Source organism: Bacteroidota bacterium (assembly GCA_016213405.1).
Taxonomy (GTDB): domain Bacteria; phylum Bacteroidota; class Bacteroidia; order Palsa-948; family Palsa-948; genus Palsa-948.
This window is the reverse complement of sequence record JACRAM010000009.1, coordinates 1-22,514: the sequence shown is the minus strand read 5'-3', so window position 1 is coordinate 22,514 and position 22,514 is coordinate 1. Positions and strand designations below refer to the sequence as shown.

The following is a 22,514-nucleotide window of genomic DNA, read 5'->3' as shown; positions in this document are numbered from 1 at the left end:
ATCCCTAACGCAAACAACAAGTAATGTTTTTTCAAAGAATGCTCTTCAATAAATAACCAACAACTAAAAAAAATTATTATGACAGAAGACAATACTCAAAAAATTGATGAAAGTGTTTTAAAAGAAATAGAAAGCCGCTTATTAAAATGGAGAATCGGTGCTAATTTGCTATCAGTTGGTTTAATTCTAATTGGCTTTTTAGCTGTAGCCTGTTCAGTTTTTGTAAGTGCCTTTATTGGTCTGGTGGATGAAGGTCATATTAGAATCATTGCTGCGACCGCGACAGTTTCTTTTACTATAATAAATGCATTTAATTTGAAAACAATGGCAAGTAATGTAAGAAACGGTTGGAAAAATTTAAATGCTGCACTTTATAAATTCAAATCTAAACAAATTACAGCAAAGGATTTAATAAACAAATATGAAGAAAGTGAACATATGATTGGCACCGTGGAATTTAATTTTAATAAATCAAAAGAAGAAACTTACCCAAATATTAAATGAGGACTCATTTCCTTCTACTACTCCTGTTTCCCCTTTTTGCTTTTTCTCAGCAATTTAAAATTGATTCGCTTCTTTTTATTATTAAAAATTCAAAAGAGGATACAAATAAAATAGATGTGCTAAATAAACTTGCATCTGAATTTAAGAAAGTCAGTATGTATAAGGAAGCAATAACAAATGCCAACAATGCTTTAACTATTTCTGAAAGATTAAATTTTAAAAGAGGAATAAGTGATTCCTATATAAAACTGGGTTCAATTAATTTATCGCAAGGAAATTATCCAGAGTCATTAAAATACTATTTGTCTTCATTAAAAATAAACGAAGAAGTTGGCAATAAGAAAAAAATAGCACCCATTTATAATTCTCTTGGAATTGTTTATCAAGTTCAGCATAATTATTCAGAAGCTTTGAAAAATTATTTCAATTCCCTAAAGATAAATATGGAAATAAATAATAAAAATGGAGTTGCAGATGTTTATGCAAATATTGGGACTATCTATGTCGTACAAAATAAAATTGATGAGGCATTAGAAAACTTTCATTCCTCTTTAAAGGCATATCAGGAAATTGAAGACAAGCAAGGTGTTGCTTATTCATATAGCAATATAGCCGAAGTTTTAGAAAACCAAGGCAATGTTAGCGAGGCATTAAAAAATGAAATTGCTGGATTAAAAATATTCGAAGAAATTGGAGACAAAGAGGGAATATCTGGCAACTATAATGCTCTCGGGTTATTTAATATAAAACTTAAAAAATTCGATGTAGCAAAGCAACAAATAAATAAAGCACTAACAATCGCAGAAGAAATAGGAAGTAAGGAAAATATTAAAAACAGTTATAAAGCATTATCAAAATTAGATAGCATTCTTGGTAATTTTAAATCTGCATATGAAAATTATAAAATGTATATTCTTTATCGTGACAGTTTAATAAACGATGAGAATACAAAAAAGACTGTTCGGGCACAAATGAATTATGAGTTTGATAAAAAAGAATCCTTAGCAAAAGCAGAGCAAGAAAAGAAAGACGCAATTACTAATGAAGAAAAGCGCAGGCAAAAAATGTTTTTGTTTTCGGTTATCGGGGGTTTGCTCTTAGTGGCAGTATTTTCGGTTTTCATGTTCAACCGCTGGCGCGTTACCCAAAAGCAAAAAGCAGTTATTGAAGAACAAAAACACATTGTAGATGAGCAAAAGAAATTAGTAGAAGAAAAAAATAAAGACATTACCGATAGCATTAACTACGCACAGCGCATACAAAAAGCATTGCTTGCCTCAAACAGTCTGCTCGACAAAAACCTTGGCGAATATTTTGTTTTATTCAAACCAAAAGATATTGTAAGCGGAGATTTTTACTGGGCAACAGAAGCAGTTGGCAGTAAGCAGTCGGCAGTAGGCAATGAAACAGCCAATAGATTTTATCTTGCCGTGTGCGATTCAACAGGTCACGGAGTTCCGGGCGCATTCATGAGTTTGCTTAACATTTCATTTCTCAACGAGGCGATTGCAGAAAAAGGAATTGAAAAGCCCAATGAAATTTTTAATCATGTTCGCCAGCGGTTGATTGAAAATATTTCTTCCGAAGGCGCTCAGGACGGAATGGATGGCATATTACTAACATGTAAGATGGAAAATGGCAGAAGGCAGATGGAATACACGGGAGCAAATAACGCACCTATTCTTGTGCAGGATGGAAAAATAATTGAACTCGAAACCGACAACATGCCCGTTGGACTCAGTGATAGAAAAAATTCTTTTACGCTTAGGGCTGTTGAATCTCAAACTTCAGACCTCAAACCTCAAACCTTGTATTTGTACACCGATGGCTTTGCCGACCAGTTTGGCGGTCCGAAAGGAAAAAAATTCAAGTACAAGCAACTGAATGAAAAGTTATTAGCGATAAGCGATAAGTCATTAGCTGAACAGAAAAACATTCTTGAAAAAACATTTGAGGATTGGAGGGGAAGTTTGGAACAAGTTGATGATGTGCTGGTGATAGGCATAAAGGTTTGATCTTGATATTGCAAATTAAAATTTCAAAATTTTAATTAAAATGACTGAATTTTCGATATGCCATCATAATTTCGCTAATACTCCATCCCGGTTTGTTACAAAATGGAAGGCTTTTGCTACAAAAGGGAACGCTCCTGCTACAAAAGGGAAGGCTTTTGCTACAAAAGGGATTGCTCTTGCTACAAAAGGGAACGATTTTGTTACAAAAGGGATTGCTCTTGCTACAAAAGGGAACGATTTTGTTACAAAAGGGATTGCTCTTGCTACAAAAGAGAACGCTTTTGTTATAAAAAGGAAGGAAATTGAATCGGCAAAATAGCAGAGAACAATGAAACTCATCGTCATCTCCTTGCCCGCACCTGCTCCCAACGAACACGAGATCATAAATTCTTTGCTCGAAGAAGGACTGGAAATGTTTCAAATCCACAAACCTTCTTTTTCAAAAGAAGAAATTAAAGATTTCATTCAGCAAATTTCTACAAAGCACCAGAACAAAATCTTTTTGCATTCCGATTTTTCAAAATTCCATTCATTGAGCCCACCCCCTTCCCCTCCCCAAGGGAGGGGAGATTTATTTTTTCTCTCGCCAATATTTGACAGCATTTCTAAAACAGGATACAAATCAAAGTTCGACTTGCAGGAAGTAAAATCATTTCTGCAAAAACAAAAAGCCCTTCCCATGGGGAAGGGTTTGGGATGGGCTCCTATTGCCCTTGGCGGAATTGACGAGGGCAAAATTGAAACCTGCCGTGAACTTGGTTTTGCAGGAGTTGCCGTTCTCGGAGCAATCTGGAACAGCACAAATCCGATAGAGAAATTTAAAATAATACAAAAGCAAATAATGAATACTGAACAAGGAATACCGAATAATGGAGTTGAAATACTTCGGCATTCATAATTCCTTGTTCGATATTCGATATTCAAAAATCTTGAAAGCACGACCAACCGTATTAAGCATTGCAGGTTTTGATCCCAGCGGTGGAGCAGGCGTTCTTGCCGATATCAAAACCTTTGAACAGCACAAAGTTCAGGGCATGGGAGTTGTAACCGGTTTAACTTTTCAGAACGATTCTGAATTTGACGGAGTGAAGTGGATTAGCGAAGATGAAATCATAAAACAGATTGAAGTCCTCGCAAGAAAATATAAGTTTGAGTTTGTGAAAATTGGAATGATTCAAAGTTTAGATATTCTTGAAAAAATAATCTCAAAACTAACGACTAACGACTCAAGACTCCTTTGGGATCCAATAATCAGAACAAGTTCCGGATTTGATATTCACCAAAATTTTGAAAAAGAAAAGCTTACTTCCACTCTTAAAAATATTTATCTCCTCACTCCTAATACAGATGAAATAAAAATTCTTTCGGGTGCGCAAGATGAAATGAAAGGCGCAAAAGAACTTTCAAAATACTGCAATGTATTTCTCAAAGGCGGTCACAGTGAAAAGAAAAAAGGACATGATTATCTTTTTACAACTGAAGGCAAAATATTTCCTTTTCGCACAAAGAAAATTTCTGAAATCGGAAAGCACGGAAGCGGATGTGTATTATCTTCGGCAATCACGGCAAATCTTGCAAATGGAAATGACCTACAGCGTTCCTGCCTGAAAGGGAAAGATTACGTGACAAAATTTTTAATGAGCAATAAAACTTTAATCGGTTACCATAAAATCTGACTATGGAAAAATTTGATCAAAAACTTTTGCGCGGAAATAAGGAATGGGTGGCGCAAAAACTTTCAGAAGATTCCGGATATTTCAAAATGCTTTCGCAACCTCAGCATCCGCTCGCGCTGTGGATCGGTTGTTCCGACAGCCGTGTGCCTCCGAATGAGGTTACGCGTACGCATCCGGGCGAATTATTTGTGCAACGCAACATCGCCAACATGGTCGTCCACTCCGATATTAATTTGCTCAGCGTACTTGATTATTCGGTGAACATTCTCGGAGTAACACACGTAATCGTGTGCGGGCACTACGGTTGCGGAGGCATCAAAGCGGCAATGAGTAGTATGACATTCGGTCTGCTCGACAACTGGCTCAGAAATATCAAGGATGTGTATTTGCTTCATGAAAAAGAACTGGACAGCATCAGCGATATAACAGAACGGGGAAAACGTTTGGTGGAACTCAATGTAAGAGAACAAGTGCGAAATCTGTGCAAGACATCCATCATTCAGAATGCATGGAAACTTCAAAAACATCCGCATGTGCACGGTTGGGTGGATGATATTTCAACCGGATTGATAAAAGATTTGGGTATAACTTTACGAAGCAATGAGGAGATGCATAAGATTTACAAATATGATTTTTCAGTACCTGATCATTTATAAAATATTTTTATGGAACAACTTTATCAAAAACTTCTGCAAGGCAACAAAGACTGGGTTGCAAAAAAAATAAAAGAAAGTCCTGATTTCTTCAGCGATCTGGCAAAAGGACAAAGCCCGGGCGTGTTGTGGATTGGCTGTTCGGACAGTCGGGTTCCTGCCAATGAAATAACCGGAACAAAATCAGGTGAAGTATTTGTTCACCGCAACATCGCTAACGTTGTGGATCATACGGATGCCAATTTACTGAGCGTATTGGACTATGCCGTAACTATTCTTGAAGTAAAACATGTAATCGTCTGCGGGCATTACCATTGTGGCGGCATTAAAGCGGCATTGGGCAACAAGCATTATGGCGGAATGATTGATAACTGGCTCCGCAATATTAAAGATGTCTACCGTCTTCATCAAAAAGAACTGGACGCAATTACAAATTTAGAGGAACGAGACAGGAGGTTAACTGAATTAAATATTATTGAGCAGGTATATAATTTATGCAAGACTTCCAGTATTCAAAGTTCTTGGGAAAAGCATAAACGTCCGCATGTGCACGGATGGGTGTATGATGTGAGCAACGGATTAATAAAAGATATGAATGTGACGGTTCGGGATGATTCCGAGATGGATAATATTTACAAAATAGATTTCTGAGCCACGAATTGCACTAATTAACACAAACTAATTAGAGCCAATTCGTGCAATTAGTGCCTATGATTTCAAGATTACATTACATCACTCAAGACCTTCCTGATTTTTCTCATTCTCAACTTGCAGAGTTTGCTTGTAAAGGCGGTGCGGACTGGATACAACTTCGTGTAAAAAATAAAACGTATGATGAATGGCTGAAGATTGCGGAAGAAGTAAAATTGGTTTGCAAAAAATTCGGGGCGACATTAATTATCAATGACAATGTAATAATCGCAAAAGAAATTTCAACCGATGGTGTTCATTTGGGAAAAGAGGATATGAATCCGAAAGAGGCGAGAAAAATATTGGGAAATAATTTCATTATCGGAGGAAGCACCAATACGATGGAAGATGTAAAATGGCAGATGGCAAACGGATGTGATTACATCGGACTTGGACCTTTTCGACATACAACTACTAAAGAAAAATTAAATCCGATTCTTGGATTAGATGGAATAAAAACAATCGCTGAAAAATTTGGTGACAAGATTCCAATGATTGCCATAGGAGGAATTAAGCTCGAAGATGTTGAATCATTAATGCAAAGCGGAATTCACGGTGTTGCAGTTTCTTCGGCAATAAATCTTTCGGAGAATAAAACTGATGCCACCAATAAACTCATTCACGAATTACACAAATTCACACTAATTCATCCGTGAAAATTCGTGCTAATTAGTGTTTATGCAGCTTTGAGGCGCTTCAACTTACTTCTGGAAAGTTTTTCTTTTGCATAAAGCAGTGTGATGTGAAGTTCTTTCACCTTTCCTTCGGATGGAATTTCAAACATTGCATCGTTCATTACACCTTCGCATAGAGAACGGAGCCCGCGCGCACCGAGTTTGAACTCAAATGCTTTTTCAACAATAAAATCAAGCGCGTCATCATCAAAAGAAAGTTTTACTCCATCCATCTCAAACAATTTCATGTACTGCTTGGTGAGGGCGTTCTTCGGGTCGGTAAGAATTTTTCTGAGCGTGCTTTCATCCAAAGGAGATAAATAAGTAATCACAGGCAAACGTCCAATCAATTCAGGTATCAATCCGAATTTTTTCAGATCAAGCGGTGCGATGTACTGCAAAATATTTTCTCTGTCAACCGAATCTCCTTCTTTTGATGCTGTATATCCGAGAGACTGCGGTTTAATTCTTCTCGCAATCATTTTTTCAATCCCATCAAATGCTCCACCACAAACAAAAAGAATATTAGAAGTATCAATCTGAATCATTTTCTGCTCAGGGTGTTTTCTTCCACCCTGTGGAGGAACATTCACAACAGCGCCTTCCAATAATTTCAAAAGCCCCTGCTGAACTCCTTCTCCGGAAACATCGCGCGTGATGCTCGGGTTATCACTCTTGCGTGAAATTTTATCTATCTCATCTATAAAAACAATTCCCCGTTCCGCGGCAGTCACATCATAATCCGCAACCTGAAGCAATCGGGCGAGAATGCTTTCCACATCTTCACCTACATATCCCGCTTCGGTGAGAACGGTTGCATCTGCCATGCAAAACGGAACATTCAGAATTTTCGCGATGGTTCTGGCAAGCAGCGTTTTTCCTGTGCCGGTTTCACCAACAAGAATGACGTTTGATTTTTCTATTTCGATGTCATCTGATTTTGTGGTGGTTCTCTTCGGCTTCTGTGAAATCCGTTTGTAATGATTGTAAACCGCAACTGACAAAACTTTTTTCGCATCGTCCTGCCCTATTACAAATTCATCCAGATGTTTTTTAATTTCACTCGGCTTGATGAGATTCAAAACAAAATGTGCGGATTTGCCTCCCTTTGCTTTCAGTTCCTGCTTTACAACTAAATGCGCTTGTTCCACACAATGATCGCAGATATGACCGTCAAGACCGGAGACCATCACATTAATATCCTGCTGGTCTCGACCGCAGAAAGAACACTTCACATTTTTTTGAGTTGCCATAACTTTTTTTCAACGATTACACCGATTATTTATTTGATTACACAGATAACAGCCATCGGTGTAATCTCATTTCATAATCGGTGTAATCCTAATTTATTTTGTTTTGCTTCTCACTAAAATTTCATCCACCATTCCATAATCTTTTGCTTCCTGAGCAGTCATCCAATAATCACGGTCACTGTTTTCCCAAACTTTTTCATAGGTCTGTCCGCTATGCTTCGCAATAATTTCGTAAAGTTCCTTTTTCAGTTTCTGAATTTCACGCGCTGTGATTTCAATATCAGATGCCTGCCCTTCTGCACCACCCATCGGCTGGTGAATCATAATACGTGCGTGAGGGAGTGCACTGCGTTTTTTCTGAGCGCCCGCACACATAATCACCGCGCCCATCGAAGCTGCCATGCCTGTACAAATCGTATCAACATCTGGCGCAATATATTGCATCGTGTCATAAATTCCAAGTCCGGCATATACAGAACCACCTGGTGTGTTGAGATAAATTTGAATATCTTTTTTCGCGTCCACCGATTCAAGAAAAAGCAACTGTGCCTGAATAATGTTAGAAACATAATCGTTGATAGGCACACCAAGAAAAATAATTCTGTCCATCATGAGACGAGAGAAAACATCCATGGTTGCAACGTTCAGCTGGCGCTCTTCGATAATGGTTGGAGAAATATAATAGTCGCTGCGGATGACGGTGCTGTTTAGTTTCGTATAAGCATCCATAGTCATACTGCTGATGCCTTTGTGCTTAATTGCGTATTTGCGAAATTCGTTTTGGTCAAACATAATTTTGATTTTGGATTAAGAAATTAAGATTTAGGGTTTTTGAAAAACTCGTCATAAGGAAGTTCTTTTTTCTCTATGGTGAAAGTGTTTTTGAAAAGTTCAATTAGTTTTTGGTCATATAATCTGTCATACGCATTTCTAACCTGTTTTTCATCTTCAAGCACTTTTTTTACTGATGCTTTAATAGTTTCATCATCTGCATTTGTCATTCCGCGTTTGGCGAAATTCATTTTCACAAGATTGGTTACATATTGCTCCACTTCTTCAGCAGGAACAACAACCTTGTAAGTTTTCAAAAGATGATTTTCAATCAACTGCCATTTGAGCGCATCGGAATAAGAATGATATTCTTTGTCCATTTGTTCCGAAGAAATTTTTTCTTTGTTGGTGGCAAGCAAAAATCTTTTCAGAAAACTTTCGGGAAGAGAAAGATTTGCCTTTTTCAGAATTGAATCCGCCACATCATTCATGAATTTCTTGTCGCTGTCTCCAATGAACATCACTGCAAGTTCTTCGCGGATTTTATTTCTGAATTCTTCTTCGCTGTTAATTTTTCCTGCTCCATAAATTTTATCGAACAACTCCTGATTCACTTCCGCTTGCACAATCCGGCTGAGATTTTTCAGGCGAAATTGAAGAGAGAGCCCATTCAACTTCTCCGCAGATAATTCGAGGATTTCGAAAATATAGGAAGCATTGTCAGAAAGGTTATCCAGCACAACTTTATCTTCTTTCTTCAGCCCGATGAGTTTAACTTTGTTTTGTGCATTAGTGATTTTGGAAATATCAATGAGTGTTGTTTTGAAAACTCCTCCGGGAACAACATTGCCTTCTTTATCCACTTCGGTAAAATCACCGACCAGCACATCCTTTTCTTCAGATGCTTCAGGATGAATCACTTGTCCGTAATTTCTGCGGAAGTAATCCACGTGCTTGTTTATCAACTCATCATCAACTTTCACCGAGTAATAAGGATATTTTTCTTTTGCAGAAAGTTCAATATTCATTTTAGGAGCCAGACCTAAATCATATTGAAATTCAAATTCGGTCTGATGGTCGAAATCAATATGAGAATCTTCTTTCGGAAGAGGGTTGCCAAGAATATCAATTTTATTTTCAGAAATATATTTGTGAAGCGATTCTGAAAGCATGTCATTTATCTCTTCGACCAAAATATGCGTGCCAAAACGTTTCTTTATCAAATCTACCGGAACTTTTCCCGGACGGAAGCCAGGCAGATCAACTTTTTTTTGGTATTTTTTCAACGCAATATTATACCTGTCCGAATAATCAGCAGGAGCGATTTTGACTTTCAAAACAGCATTCAGGTCATCAACGTTTTCTTTAACTATATCCATAGCAGGTAATAAAGTAAATGGAGGGCAAAGATAAGAGATTTATGGGGACGGAAATTGCCCCTGAAAATCTTGAAAATTTGTGCGGGCGGAGGGACTCGAACCCCCATGCCGTGAAGCGCCAGATCCTAAGTCTGGTATGTCTACCAATTTCACCACGCCCGCAAAACTTGGTTAATCGTTCAAAGTTAATTGTTAATCGTGAATCAGCTATTAACTCTGAAGAATTAACTTTTATTTTCTTCGGTGCACCCGGAGGGACTCGAACCCCCAACCCTCTGGTCCGAAGCCAGATATTCTATCCATTGAACTACGGGTGCAATTTTAATGAATGGCAAAAATATGAATTTACATTCCCAATACTGAAGGTAAACACAATATCATGCTTGATTTTACGTTCCGATTTCTTTAGTACATTAGCACAAAGCGATGAATCATTTGAAACAAATCTGCACTTCCGCATTATTGCTGTTAACTTTTCTCATGGGAGGAGATGGAATTTGCCAGCTTGCTATTGGTCAGTGGCGCGACCACCTTTCTTATAAAAAAGGAATTTCTGTCACCCAAAGCAATGAAAAAATTTACTGTGCAACTGAAAGCGGAATTTTTTCTCTAAAAAAAGATGATAATTATATTGAGCGTCTTTCAAAGATTTCGGGACTATCTGATGTGGGTGTTAGTACCATTCGTTATAATGATTATGACAATACCTTGTTCATCGCGTATAATAATGCCAATATTGATTTGGTTTCCGGAAATATTATTTATAATATTTCTGACATCAAGCGGGCTATCATCACCGGAAAAAAAACAATAAACAATATTCACCTGAGAAATCAACTCGCTTACGTTGCCTGCGGGTTCGGAATAGTGGTTCTTGATATGGATAAAAAACAAATAGAAGACACCTATTATATTGGCGTGAATGGAGGATACATTAATATCCGCGACATCACTTCTGATGCAAATTATCTTTATGCAGCAACTGATTCGGGAGTTTACAGGGCTTCATGGAACTCTTCCAATTTGGCTGACTATAATTCATGGAATAAATTTTCTTTATTGCCGAAAGGTAAATACAACACGATTACTTCTTTTGCAGGAAAAATTTATGTTAACTACTCTGCCCCCTCCACAGTGCCATGGCCTGCTGATACAATTTATGAGTATGATGGAACAACGTGGGGTCATTTTCTTAAGCCGGATACAAGTTTCTTTCCAGTCAGAAAAATGGAATTCAACAGTAATAAATTGTTGATTTCTTTTCCCGGATTCATGGATGTCTATGATGGAAGTGAAACATGGCTTGCACGACTATATGGAGTTGATCCTTATCAGGGAATTATTGATAATACCAATCTGAATTTTATATGGATTGCCGATAATCTAAATGGGTTAACAAAAGTTGTCAATCTCGGTGCATGGAATGAAAATTATTTTCCTAATGGGCCTAACACTTCTGAGGTTTATGTCATGAGCATGTCAGATGGAGATTTATGGGTAGCGCGGGGCGACCATGACGAAATATGGAACGGAAGATACAACGAAGCAGAAGTATATAAATTCAGCAGCGAAAACTGGTCAAGTATAAAAGGAGGTGCGGGTGGAATTGCCGCACTCGATACAATGCGTGATATTGTTTCTGTTGCCATTGATCCGGCAAATAAAGAACATGTGTATCTCGGCACAATTGGTTATGGACTTATTGAACTCAACAACGGCTCAATTATAAAAATTTGGAATGAAACCAACAGCAGTTTGCAATCCATTACCGGTCTTCCATCCTATCATTGGGTAACTGTGTATGGACAAACCTTTGACAAGGATGGTAACTTGTGGGTTACAAATTCCAATGTCATTAATCCGTTATCTGTAAAAAAGAGCGATGGCACATGGCAGCCACCATTTAACTTTAGCAATTTGGGATTAGGATTAAATCCTACTCTTGGACAAATCATCGTCAATCAATACAACCAGAAATGGATGGTGCTTCCGCGCGGAGGAGGAATTTTGGTATTTAATGAAAACGGAACATGGGGAACAGGAGATGACAATATGAAAAAACTTTTTGCAGGTGCCGGAAATGGAAATTTTCCGAGCAATGAAGTGGAATGCCTTGCCGAAGATAAAGACGGAGAAATCTGGGTGGGTACGGATAAAGGCATTGCAGTTTTTTACTGCCCCGACCAGATTTTTTCTTCTTCAGGATGCGATGCTCAGCAGATTTTTATTGAACAGGACGGGCACACGCAGATTCTGCTCGAAACAGAACTTGTAACTGCCATTGCTGTGGATGGAGCCAACCGCAAGTGGATTGGCACTCAAAACTCCGGAGTTTACCTTATGTCTGCAGACGGTACACAGCAAATTCAGCATTTCACGGTAGATAACAGCCCGCTTCTTTCTAACGAAATCCGTTCCATCGTTATCAATCCAAAGACAGGAGAAGTTTTTTTTGGAACGGTAGATGGAATTATTTCGTATAGAAATGATGCAACTGAAGGGCTGGAAGATTTTACTGATGTGTATGTTTTCCCGAATCCTGTTCAACCTGGATATGCTGGTCCTATAGCGATAACAGGACTTGTTGAAAATGCTGATGTAAAGATTACTGATATCAGCGGATCTCTTGTTTATCAAACCAAGGCGCTGGGAGGACAGGCAATATGGTATGGCAATAATTTTAAAGGTGAACGAGCACGCACAGGAGTTTACATGGTGTTTTGTGCTAATGATGACGGCTCTAAAACTTATATAGCAAAAATCCTTTTTGTAAACTAATTCAGTTTTTATAGTTATCTGTTACTTTCAATCACTTTTGTAAACCTTCACATCAAAATCATCTATACAAATTTCTTTTTTATTATCGTTAATGATATAAATACTCAATTTTGCATCATTAGATATTGATGTAAATTTCTCTTTGAAAAAAACTTGTTGCCACTCATTTCTATCATTAACATAGTCCTCCAGTTTCCTTGCTTTCCAGAAAAATATTCCTCCATTATCTTCCAGCGAAACAACCAAAGTACCTCTTGCATGTTCTGCCATTTTTACCCAAACAGAAGTGTTGACGATAACAGCAGATGAATCATTCCTTATTTTACTAATAGAAAATGTAAAAGTGGAAGAGTAGATATCTTTCGCGTCAAGCAATTCGGATTTTTTGCCTGAAAAAATATTCTCAGAAGATAGGTTTGTTGTATCACCCGACCAATTTTCTTTTTTGCTTTCAAAATCATTTAATGAATGTACTATCAATGTGTCGGCAGACACATAGTATTGCATAAAATAGTTGAAAGTATTTTTATAATTTCCACTATATAATTTAGTTGCTGAAGAATCAGGAAAGGCAATATGCTCTTTATTTATTTCAATGTTTTCCCACTCCATGAAAATACGTGACTTCATAAGATTGATATTAGAGCAAGTGAATCTGATTACATCAACTTCGGAAAACTGAATGGTGCTCTTGTCCATATCACTCGCAAGAAGAGGATTTATCCATATGCCTCTTTCCGCACAGTTCGGAATCACACGATATTGCATTACATTACCATTCTTCATTCTGCAATCCATTCGTATTTCCTCTCCTTTAAATAAAAATTCTTTAATCTGCCCGAAAAAAGTATTGTTGAATTTTGTTTTAACCCTCACAATCCCATCTTCTGCAGGAGGAACTTTAATCCATTGATTCCATGAGGCAGTATCTGATTTGATACTCTTTGGATAAAACAACATGCGTTTATTTGTTTTAGCAAATAAAATAATCTGTTCATTTTTATAAACAGGTTTGTAGTTAGTAAAGAACTGATAGATTGCATGGGGTTCATCATTCAATAAATACCGGTTATCAATACTGCAAAATCCTTTTTGCCCATATCTGTCATCTGTAAGCTCCCAAACAATATAGCGTGCGCTTTTATCGGAAGAAAAATATTCCGCATCCTGATTATCCAGCCATTCTGTATAGGCGGCATAACTTTGTATAACCGGTCTTGGCTTCCAATTCAGATTGTTGGCTACAACGTAACTGAAATCCCAGGGATATACATCAACGCTTTCATTACCTATTATGCTTAAAACTGCCATTGGTAATTTTGCGGGTTGTATGTTTTCCTTGGAGATGGCAGCGCTTTTCTCTGCGAGTTTGCCATAGTCAAAAAATGTTTCATAAAAATTATTAAATCCATTTATCCCAATACGGTCATCCTGATGGTAACGTTCGGTGGAAAGCATGTTACTATAAAGGAAAAAGAATGAAACAATGATAAGTATGATATGAATTAATTTTATTTTATCAATGAAAATCAGGAACACGAAAAAAAATAAAATTAAAAAATGATAAAATACGGACAAGTGCACTTCCTCCTCGCGGGAATAACTATGCTTCCAAGACGCAAATGCCGAAAGAAAAAACAACACGTATAAAAAGTAAGTTCTTTTATCCTTTGTAACTGCGGGAATCAAAAAAAATGCGACAAGAGCTGTGCCAAGCAACCACCAATTATTTTCTGGATAAACTGAAGCAGCAGCAGAATTATCTTTCGCCAATTGAAAAGTAGCCCATAAAAATTTTAAACATCCGTGAAAGTCTCTGTAAATCACAAACCAAAAAAGAAAATATAGTGCGCCAACACTAACAACAATTTTAATCAGTTTTTTAAAATCTTTGTATAAAAAATAATAAATAAACATATAAGAAATCAAAAGCAGAAAGGATGAGATACCTATGGAAGATTTAATATATAATCCGAAAACCAAACTAAACAAAGAAACGATTAACCATTTTCTGCTTTTAGCTTCATGATGAATTAATAATGAAACTGCTGTTATTCCAATCAGCAAATGATCCACATTTACAATTTGGCACAATAAAAAAACAATTCCAAAATGAAGAAGCCATTTTTCTTTATTAATAAGTTGTCCGAGAAAAAGCGTTGCATAAATAAAAGTCAAATAAACGATGGAAATAAATCCTATGCTAAGCACAAGATTATTCCCCATTGGAACAGGCATTTTCAGAAAAGACAAAGGTCCGTAAGTAAAAATCACCTCACTTCCAAAATGAATATCATGACTGAAAAAATAATTCAAAGCGAAAGGCAGTGAAAAATCTAATCCTGTAGAAAAAGTAGGATCAATTTTTGGAAATGAGGTCAGAAAAATAATAATTGCCAAAAACAGCAGGTTTGGCATCTTCGACTTCATAGAAAATATTTTATGTAAAAACATGATCTCCAGCAAAGATATTTTAATTTTATACCAAATGAATAATAAAGAAATCCTTAGAGTATCTTAACTTTTATACATCTTTGTATTCCTTTTGGAAGATCCATGAAAAAGTTTTGTATAATAATCTCTGCTATACTCGTAGCTGCAAGTTGCACGACTTCTCGCAAATCACATGAGTCTGCACAGAAATTTCCTGCCAAAACAGGTGATACACTTGCTAAACATGAGCCGGGAGAATTTCATCCAACTTCCACAAGAAGCATTGACATCCTTCACACCAAACTTGAGGTGAATTTTGATTGGGAAAAACAATACATGAACGGCAAAGCAACCATTACATTTAAGCCGTACTTCTATCCTGCAAAAGAAATCACGCTTGATGCAAAAGGGTTTGAAGTGAAAGAAGTTTCTCTTCTTACTAATCCAACGAAAACTCTTCCGTTCACGTATAACAAAACCCAACTCACCATTTCGCTTGATAAGGAATATTCCCGTAATGATACACTGAAGGTTTTTATTGACTATGTGGCAAAACCCAACGAGCGCGAAATCCATGCAGGAAATGCCATCACTTCCGATAAAGGACTTTACTTTATTAATCCGCAGGGCAAAGAAAAAAATAAGCCCACAGAACTTTGGACACAAGGCGAGCCCGAATCCAACTCCTGCTGGTTTCCAACTGTTGATAAACCGAATGAAAGAATGACGCAGGAAATTTATATCACCATTGATTCCGCTCACAAAAATTTTGTCACACTCTCAAACGGTCTTTTAATTTCATCAAAGAAAAATCCGGATGGCTCCCGAACGGATTACTGGAAACAGTCACTTCCTTCCGCCCCATACCTTTCAATGATGACCGTGGGAGATTTTGCTATTGTAAAAGACAAATGGAGAAACATTGATGTAAATTATTATGTGGAACACGAATTCGAACCCTACGCAAAACTCCTTTTCGGAAAAACTCCCGAGATGCTTGAGTTTTTTTCCAACAAGTTCGGCACTCCTTATCCCTGGGAAAAATTTTCACAAGTGGTAGTGCGCGATTATGTTTCAGGAGCTATGGAAAACACTTCTGCGGTTCTTCATGGAGAATTTTTAAATCAAACAGACAGGGAGAACCTCGACAACAGCTATGAAGATGTTATCTCTCACGAACTTTTTCACCACTGGTTTGGCGATTATGTTACCTGCGAATCATGGGCAAACATCACGCTCAATGAGGGCTTTGCTACTTACGGAGAATATCTCTGGCAGGAATATAAGTATGGTCGCGATGCGGCTGACCAGCACGGACGCGAGTCCATGTCGGGCTATCTTTCCAATGCCGAAAAATCTCCCAAGCATTTAATACGGTATTATTATGATGTGCCCGATGATGTTTTTGATTCACATTCTTATAACAAAGGAGGCGCTGTTCTTCATATGCTTAGAAAATATTTGGGTGATGATGCGTTCTTCTCTGCACTTAAATTGTATCTCGATAAAAACAAATTCTCATCGGTGGAAGCTGATAACCTCCGCCTTGCGTTCGAGCAGATAACAGGAGAAGATTTACATTGGTTCTTTGATCAATGGTTTTTTGCGGAAGGTCATCCAAAACTTCTTATACAACATAATTACAATGACACGCTGCAGAAATATTTTGTACGCATTCAGCAGCTTCAGGATTTGAACATATCTCCTGTCTTCAGAATTCCGGTTGACATTGATATTTATGCTGATGGAAAAAAAGAGCGCAAGCGTGTATGGGTAAATAACCAGACCGAAGATTTTTCATTCCCGCTATCCCGCAAACCTGATTTTGTTAATGTGGATGCGGAAAAAAGCCTGCTCTGCGTGAAAGAAGAAAAATTATCAGTAGCCGAGCGTGTATTCGAATATAAAAACTGCCCGCTCTATCAGGATAGACTGGAAGCCATGAAAGAATGTGCCAACTTTGCAAGCATGCCTGATGCGGCTGATGTAATTGTTTCAGCTTTGAGCGATAAAAATTCCGACCTGCGGGAAAGAGCCATCAACTTTCTGGAAAAACTTCCTTCTGAATATAAAAACAAAGTGAAAGAAAAACTTATTGCCCTTGCCAGGAACGATGAGAAATCTTCTGTGCGCGCTCTTGCCACCGAACAGCTTGCAAACAATTACCAGGATGATGACCTCACCCAAGTTTATCGAAATGGAATAAATGATAAATCGTATTCGGTGGCAGGAGCATCACTTTCCGCTCTGTCAAAAAAGGATGAAAAAGAGGCGATGGAAATCGCCAAAAAATTTGAATCAGAAAAAAGTATGGACATGCTGCTGGCGGTTGCGCAGATTTATTCTCTTCACGGCAGTGATGCAAATCAATCATTTTTTGTGAGCCTTTCTGAAAAAATGAGTGGATGGGAAAATGTTTCTTTTGCCATGACCTACACGGATTTTCTCAAGCTTTGCAGCGATGATACCATTAATGCCGGAATAAAAATTCTTGAAAAGATTGCCCGCACGGAAGACAACCGCTGGGTACGCTATTTCGGGCAGAAAGGAATAAAAGACCTTGCCCAAATGTATTCTGATCGCGAGCAGAAAATTACAGAGCAAATTGCCAAACTGAAACAAAGCAATCCGCTACCTGACGGACTGAAAACCCTTGAACAGCAATTGGCTCAGGCACAGAACCAGAAGCAGAAACTAACTACTTTATATAATTCGGTTATGACGCCCAATTAAGGGTGTGAAAAAAAATTATTTCGGAATATTATTTATATCAAAAGTTTTTAATTTTGTATCACAAACCCGTTAACCAAGGGAATAAATTTTGAAAAACTTCATTTATGAAGAAATCAAAAACTAAAAAATCAAAACCCGCGAAGGTGAAAGCCATCACGAAAGCTAAACAAAAGAAAGCTGCTAAAGTAGTTTCCCGGAAAACACAAGCGATGAAAGCTTCGGCATCAAAATCAAAAGCAAAAGGAGAAGATGGCTGGGATGATGCAATAGAAAAAGATGAGCAGGATGATAAAGAAGAAGAATTTTTTTCTGAAAGCGAGCCAAAACTTGAAAACATCGATGATGCAGTGCTAGATGACAAAGATGATGATGACGAAGAAGAAGGATTTTTTGATGACGACCGCTTTTAATTATGTGAATAAATTTTCCCGCCAGAACTGTTTCGCTTTGCACCCGTAACACTTTTCAGAATATTTATTTCATTTCGCATTCTTAACACTCCAAGAAATGCAAACGCCATGGCTTCCTTGAATTGAATGGTTTTGTCATCAGGAAGAACAACTTTACATTTTACCTGAGCAGAAATTCTCTCTATTAGGAATTTGTTGTAAGCCCCACCGCCTGTAATTAAAAGTCCGGAGTTCGGGGTTCGGGGTTCGGGGTTAACAACTAAAGTGATTTGAAAAGCAATATGCTCACAAACAGTCCTGAGTTTATCCTGAATAGAAATGTTAAATGAATTTAAAAACGGAAAAAAGTATTTCTCCACCCATTCTCTTCCCAGTGATTTTGGTGGCTTGCATTTATAGAATGAAAGTTCATTAAGTTTTTCAAGAAGCTTCCGATTTACCTTCCCTTGAGATGCGATTTTTCCTGCTTTATCAAAATCTTTTCCGAGTTTTGTTGCTAAATTATTCAGCACAATGTTGGCAGGACAAATGTCAAATGCTATTCTTTTATTTTTTGAATTATCATAGGAGATATTCGCAAAACCGCCCAGGTTAAGGCAATAATCGTAATCATAAAAAAGAAGCTTATCCGCCAGCGGAACAAGCGGAGCGCCCTGTCCTCCCAGTTCAATATCGCCAGAGCGGAAATCACATATGACAGGAAGTTTGCACAAAGAAGAAATAGTTTTTCCATCTCCAATCTGAAGTGTGATTCCTTTCTCGGGCTGGTGAAAAATAGTGTGTCCGTGTGAAGAAATCAAATCCGGAGAAAGTTTTTTTTGTTTAATAAATTTTAAAATTTCTTTTCCTATATAATTTCCATATTCGATGTTCAGAGTTTCAAGGTTTTTCTTCTTTATCTTAAATGCCTTATTCAGTTTCTTTTTCCATTTTATATTATAGTTTTTTGTTCGGGCCTGAATGATTTTGTATCCCCAACTTTTATTTTTATAAAATTTGCAATATGCAATATCAAGTCCGTCCAATGAGGTGCCTGACATAATTCCTATCACCTTATACTTTATCATATTTTTATACCTTAGTGCACTATTCAAAATTACTAACTTATCATATATGAAATTTGAATTATCAGAAGAGCATCTCTCCGTGCAAAAAGCAGCCCGCGATTTCGCGCAGGAAGTTTTGAAATCAGGCGTGATTGAGCGCGATAACCAGCAAAAATTTCCTGTGGAAGAAATTAAACAGCTTGGGCAATTAGGATTTCTCGGGATGATGGTTGATCTGAAATATGGAGGAGGAGGCATGGATACAATTTCCTATGTGCTGGCAATGGAAGAAATATCAAAAGTGGATGCATCGTGTTCTGTGGTGATGAGCGTGAATAATTCTCTCGTGTGCTGGGGGCTGGAAGCTTACGGCACGGAAGAGCAGAAACAGAAATATCTTGTGCCACTCGCCAAAGGAGAAATCATCGGGGCTTTTTGTTTGAGCGAACCAGAAGCCGGAAGCGATGCGACTTCACAAAAAACTACTGCTGAAGATAAAGGCGACTATTATATTTTGAACGGAATAAAAAACTGGATTACTAACGGAGGAAGCGCAACAACCTATCTTGTGATGGCTCAAACGCATCCTGAAAAAAAACATAAAGGCATTAATTGCTTCATAGTGGAAAAAGGAATGCCCGGATTTCAGGTCGGAAAGAAAGAAGATAAACTCGGTATTCGCGGGAGTGATACACATTCGCTGATGTTCACCAATGTAAAAGTTCCGAAAGCAAACCGAATTGGCGAAGACGGATTTGGGTTCACCTTCGCTATGAAAACATTGGCTGGAGGAAGAATAGGAATTGCTGCGCAGGCGCTCGGCATTGCATCGGGCGCATACGAACTTGCACTCGCTTATTCAAAAGAAAGAAAAGCATTTGGAAAAGAAATTTCAAAACATCAGGCAATTCAATTCAAACTTGCCGACATGGCAACAGAGATTGAAGCGGCACGTTTGCTCTGCTTAAAAGCCGCATGGCTGAAAGATAATCACTTGGATTACAGCACTGCCAGCGCGATGGCAAAAGTTTATGCTTCGCGCGTTGCGATGGAGACCACAGTTGAAGCGGTGCAGGTGCATGGCGGTTATGGATATGTGAAAGAATATCATGTGGAGCGTTTGATGCGCGATGCAAAAATCACTCAGATTTATGAAGGGACAACCGAAGTTCAGAAGATTGTGATTTCAAGAGCGGTGTTGACTTAAGTCCCCTTTACACGTTTGACAGTGGATTTTACCACGAGAAGAACGGGGCAGGCACGCTTGACAACGGATTTTACACGCTTGACAGCGAATTTTACACGTTTGACAATGGATTTTACACGCTTGACCGTGGATATTTAACACGCTTGAAAATGGATTTTACACGCTTGACAGCGGATTTTACCCCGAGAAGAATGGGGCAGGCATGCTTGATAATGTATTTTACATGCTTGACAGCGGATTTTACCCCGAGAAGAACGGGACAGGCACGCTTGATAATGGGTTTTACGCGTTTAGAAATGGATTTTAATACAATCTCTCGCAAAGATGCAAAGACGCGAAGAAAATACAGAATGGAGAATGAAAATATATACAAAACTTTGTTTGGCACGATTTAGGGTATACTCCAAAGTAGAAATTAATGTATCGCTAAAAAAGACCTGAGAGTTAAGTATCAGGCAACACGAAAGATGGAACCGGAACAAAAAAATTACAACTGCTCGCAGCAGGATTTGTACAGCGCATTGAATACGCTGTGGGATAATTACGCGAAGGATATTGCTGATTTTACGAATTACAAGCAAAGTTATACCGCTCAAAAGGGGTTGGACGCAAAGAAGGCGATAGCGGCAGCGAAGAAATTGCCGGATGACCAGGCGCGGGGTGCGGAAGCGGAGCAGTTGAGAATAAAGGTGGAGAAGGCGGCTGATGTGGTGATAGGAAATTTTTTGCAGACGAAGGGTTATATAAATGGTGTGTTTACGGAAGAGTTCAGGAAGGCGAATTATGAAAAGGCGGGACAGAAATATTACCGCAAGGCGAATCAGAATGATTGGGAGAGTGTGAGCGGAATGGGTTCGAGCATGAATAATTATATTGCGGATAATCTGACGCTGCTGCAGGATGGGGGTAATAACATGCCTGCGGGTTTTGAGTTGACGGTGGATGGGAATGTTACTGCGTTTGAGGATTTGTATACCGATTTTAAGAGCGCGAGCGAGACGGGTGTTGAAACGGCAAAGAAGATAAAGGCAAATAATGCGTGCTATACTACAGCGCGGGACATGATGGATGACGGGCAAATTATTTACAGAAAAAAACATGAGTATGCGGAGCGTTATATTTTTGAGAGGATACTTGAGATGATTAATCCGAAGGTGTCGGGGATGAAGGGGACTGTATTGAACGGGAGTACGAATGCGGGTTTGGCGAAGGCGGAGATAAAAATGCAGCAGGAGAATAAGGAGGCGATACTTATTGTGTGTGATGAGGAGGGGAATTATGAGGAGAAGTTGGAGAGCGGCACTTATACTGCTACGATTTCGAAGGGGCCGGAATTTGAGTCGGTTACGGAGGTGATTGTGATTAAGCCGGGGGTGATGAGCGGGAGGGATTTTCCGTTGCAGCCGAAATAAAAAGCCCCCAAGCCCCACCCCCTGCCCCTCCCCGTTAGGGAGGGGAGTTTTCTCACCCAATGGGGGAGGAAGATTCCAGCGAAGTACGAAGAAATTACTAAGGTACACAGTACGAAGCCCTGTGTTTTGCGGGGCTTTTTTTATTGGAGGATTATTTTTTGGGTGTACACATTTTCTCCGCTTTGCACTTTTATAAAGTAGATGCCTTTGGGATGGGAACTCAAATCAATGGTTAGTTGCCCGTTTGTTGTTGGCTGTTTATTGCCTGCTGACAATTGCCCACTGCCAATTGTTGTTTTGTATACTATCTGACCGAGGGCATTTATTATCTGAATATTTTGAATATTTACTTTAGAACTTTCAACGACAAATATTCCATTACTAGGATTAGGAAAAATAAAAACAGAAGGAGGAGCAACTTGTTTAAACTCATCTGACATAACGAATGAAGGAAGACCACCATTAGTATTGTTATCACTATTTATTTTTGCGTAGGAAAGTTGTTCAAAAAGATAATCATCAGGATTAACGCCACAACTGGCAACGCAGCTTACATGCAAGCGCCCGCCACTATTCACATGCGTATTTGTAAGCGTTACTCCCTGCGCACCTCCTGTAATGCGCACATCACCATAAAATGTATAACTACTATTCAGGCAGTTTTCAGTAAGGTCAGTAACATACAGGTTGTCTACATTAATATGTTTACTGGTATTGGTAAAGAATTTTGGAAACAGAGTGTGTAAGCTTCCCCATTGTTAGGACAGTTCAAAATTGTGTTTTGGGATTGGTTGATTTTGATTTTTGTTGTTGAGTAAATATTGTTTTGGAGACAAAGAGTTAAGAGAATCGTGAGGGCGCTCGTTATTATAATGTTCTT

Annotated in this window: 19 protein-coding genes and 2 tRNA genes; 13 read left to right on the top strand and 8 right to left on the bottom strand. The window is 38.3% G+C overall.

The window, feature by feature from the left end; translation table 11 throughout:
* The first annotated feature begins 78 nt into the window (after nucleotides 1–78).
* The 8 genes from HY841_01325 to HY841_01290 are packed head-to-tail and all read left to right on the top strand — an operon-like array spanning nucleotide 79 to nucleotide 6,194.
* A complete protein-coding gene (locus tag HY841_01325) occupies nucleotides 79–504 on the top strand; it encodes a hypothetical protein (GenBank protein ID MBI4929373.1) in 426 nt (141 codons plus the stop codon).
* The gene (locus HY841_01320) at nucleotides 501–2,519 is read left to right on the top strand and encodes a tetratricopeptide repeat protein (GenBank protein MBI4929372.1); all 2,019 of its coding nucleotides are present in this window, start codon (nucleotides 501–503) and stop codon (nucleotides 2,517–2,519) included. Before HY841_01325 ends, HY841_01320 begins: the two co-directional genes overlap by 4 nt.
* A gap of 40 nt (nucleotides 2,520–2,559) precedes the next feature.
* Nucleotides 2,560–2,838 carry a hypothetical protein gene (locus HY841_01315; GenBank protein ID MBI4929371.1) on the top strand — a complete coding sequence of 93 codons (279 nt, stop codon included), beginning with the start codon at nucleotides 2,560–2,562 and terminating at the stop codon, nucleotides 2,836–2,838.
* A 9-nt stretch (nucleotides 2,839–2,847) separates the two neighbouring features.
* Nucleotides 2,848–3,417: a thiamine phosphate synthase gene (locus tag HY841_01310; protein MBI4929370.1), complete on the top strand. Its 570-nt coding sequence runs from the start codon at nucleotides 2,848–2,850 to the stop codon at nucleotides 3,415–3,417.
* 31 nt (nucleotides 3,418–3,448) lie between these two features.
* Nucleotides 3,449–4,195 carry a hydroxymethylpyrimidine/phosphomethylpyrimidine kinase gene (locus HY841_01305; GenBank protein MBI4929369.1) on the top strand — a complete coding sequence of 249 codons (747 nt, stop codon included), beginning with the start codon at nucleotides 3,449–3,451 and terminating at the stop codon, nucleotides 4,193–4,195.
* Between the two features lie 2 nt (nucleotides 4,196–4,197).
* Complete coding sequence (locus HY841_01300; protein ID MBI4929368.1) at nucleotides 4,198–4,851, top strand: carbonic anhydrase; 654 nt, start codon at nucleotides 4,198–4,200, stop codon at nucleotides 4,849–4,851.
* Nucleotides 4,852–4,860: 9 nt separating this feature from the next.
* Nucleotides 4,861–5,499, top strand: coding sequence for a carbonic anhydrase (locus tag HY841_01295; protein MBI4929367.1), 639 nt, complete (start codon nucleotides 4,861–4,863; stop codon nucleotides 5,497–5,499).
* A gap of 59 nt (nucleotides 5,500–5,558) precedes the next feature.
* Nucleotides 5,559–6,194, top strand: a complete 636-nt coding sequence (locus HY841_01290) for a thiamine phosphate synthase (protein ID MBI4929366.1) — start codon at nucleotides 5,559–5,561, stop codon at nucleotides 6,192–6,194.
* Nucleotides 6,195–6,214: 20 nt separating this feature from the next.
* Here the strand turns inward: HY841_01290 and clpX are convergent, their stop codons facing one another.
* The 5 genes from clpX to HY841_01265 all read right to left on the bottom strand — a co-directional run bounded on the left by clpX (nucleotide 6,215) and on the right by HY841_01265 (nucleotide 9,932).
* Complete coding sequence (gene clpX, locus HY841_01285; GenBank protein MBI4929365.1) at nucleotides 6,215–7,465, bottom strand: ATP-dependent Clp protease ATP-binding subunit ClpX; 1,251 nt, start codon at nucleotides 7,463–7,465, stop codon at nucleotides 6,215–6,217.
* A 93-nt stretch (nucleotides 7,466–7,558) separates the two neighbouring features.
* Nucleotides 7,559–8,257, bottom strand: coding sequence for an ATP-dependent Clp endopeptidase proteolytic subunit ClpP (gene clpP / locus HY841_01280; GenBank protein MBI4929364.1), 699 nt, complete (start codon nucleotides 8,255–8,257; stop codon nucleotides 7,559–7,561).
* A gap of 23 nt (nucleotides 8,258–8,280) precedes the next feature.
* Nucleotides 8,281–9,615, bottom strand: a complete 1,335-nt coding sequence (gene tig, locus HY841_01275) for a trigger factor (protein MBI4929363.1) — start codon at nucleotides 9,613–9,615, stop codon at nucleotides 8,281–8,283.
* Nucleotides 9,616–9,695: 80 nt separating this feature from the next.
* Nucleotides 9,696–9,777, bottom strand: a tRNA-Leu gene (locus tag HY841_01270).
* A gap of 82 nt (nucleotides 9,778–9,859) precedes the next feature.
* Nucleotides 9,860–9,932, bottom strand: a tRNA-Arg gene (locus tag HY841_01265).
* Between the two features lie 109 nt (nucleotides 9,933–10,041).
* Here HY841_01265 and HY841_01260 point away from each other — a divergent pair.
* Nucleotides 10,042–12,393 (top strand): hypothetical protein, encoded by a 2,352-nt coding sequence (locus tag HY841_01260; GenBank protein ID MBI4929362.1) that lies wholly within the window; start codon nucleotides 10,042–10,044, stop codon nucleotides 12,391–12,393.
* Between the two features lie 27 nt (nucleotides 12,394–12,420).
* Here HY841_01260 and HY841_01255 read toward each other — a convergent pair whose 3' ends face one another.
* On the bottom strand, nucleotides 12,421–14,823 hold the full coding sequence (locus HY841_01255; protein MBI4929361.1) for a hypothetical protein: 2,403 nt from the start codon (nucleotides 14,821–14,823) through the stop codon (nucleotides 12,421–12,423).
* Nucleotides 14,824–14,949: 126 nt separating this feature from the next.
* On the opposite strand from HY841_01255, the gene HY841_01250 reads away from it, so the two are divergent.
* Together HY841_01250 and HY841_01245 are read left to right on the top strand one after the other, a co-directional pair.
* A complete protein-coding gene (locus HY841_01250; protein ID MBI4929360.1) occupies nucleotides 14,950–17,559 on the top strand; it encodes a M1 family metallopeptidase in 2,610 nt (869 codons plus the stop codon).
* A gap of 104 nt (nucleotides 17,560–17,663) precedes the next feature.
* Nucleotides 17,664–17,969 (top strand): hypothetical protein, encoded by a 306-nt coding sequence (locus tag HY841_01245; protein ID MBI4929359.1) that lies wholly within the window; start codon nucleotides 17,664–17,666, stop codon nucleotides 17,967–17,969.
* Here HY841_01245 and HY841_01240 read toward each other — a convergent pair.
* The gene (locus tag HY841_01240; GenBank protein MBI4929358.1) at nucleotides 17,966–19,036 is read right to left on the bottom strand and encodes an anhydro-N-acetylmuramic acid kinase; all 1,071 of its coding nucleotides are present in this window, start codon (nucleotides 19,034–19,036) and stop codon (nucleotides 17,966–17,968) included. The genes HY841_01245 and HY841_01240 overlap by 4 nt on opposite strands.
* A gap of 46 nt (nucleotides 19,037–19,082) precedes the next feature.
* Here HY841_01240 and HY841_01235 point away from each other — a divergent pair, with 46 nt between their 5' ends.
* Both HY841_01235 and HY841_01230 read left to right on the top strand, forming a co-directional pair.
* The gene (locus HY841_01235; GenBank protein ID MBI4929357.1) at nucleotides 19,083–20,222 is read left to right on the top strand and encodes an acyl-CoA dehydrogenase; all 1,140 of its coding nucleotides are present in this window, start codon (nucleotides 19,083–19,085) and stop codon (nucleotides 20,220–20,222) included.
* A gap of 467 nt (nucleotides 20,223–20,689) precedes the next feature.
* The gene (locus tag HY841_01230) at nucleotides 20,690–21,634 is read left to right on the top strand and encodes a hypothetical protein (protein MBI4929356.1); all 945 of its coding nucleotides are present in this window, start codon (nucleotides 20,690–20,692) and stop codon (nucleotides 21,632–21,634) included.
* Between the two features lie 140 nt (nucleotides 21,635–21,774).
* Here the strand turns inward: HY841_01230 and HY841_01225 are convergent, their stop codons facing one another.
* A complete protein-coding gene (locus HY841_01225; protein ID MBI4929355.1) occupies nucleotides 21,775–22,260 on the bottom strand; it encodes a T9SS type A sorting domain-containing protein in 486 nt (161 codons plus the stop codon).
* Between the last annotated feature and the right edge of the window lie 254 nt (nucleotides 22,261–22,514).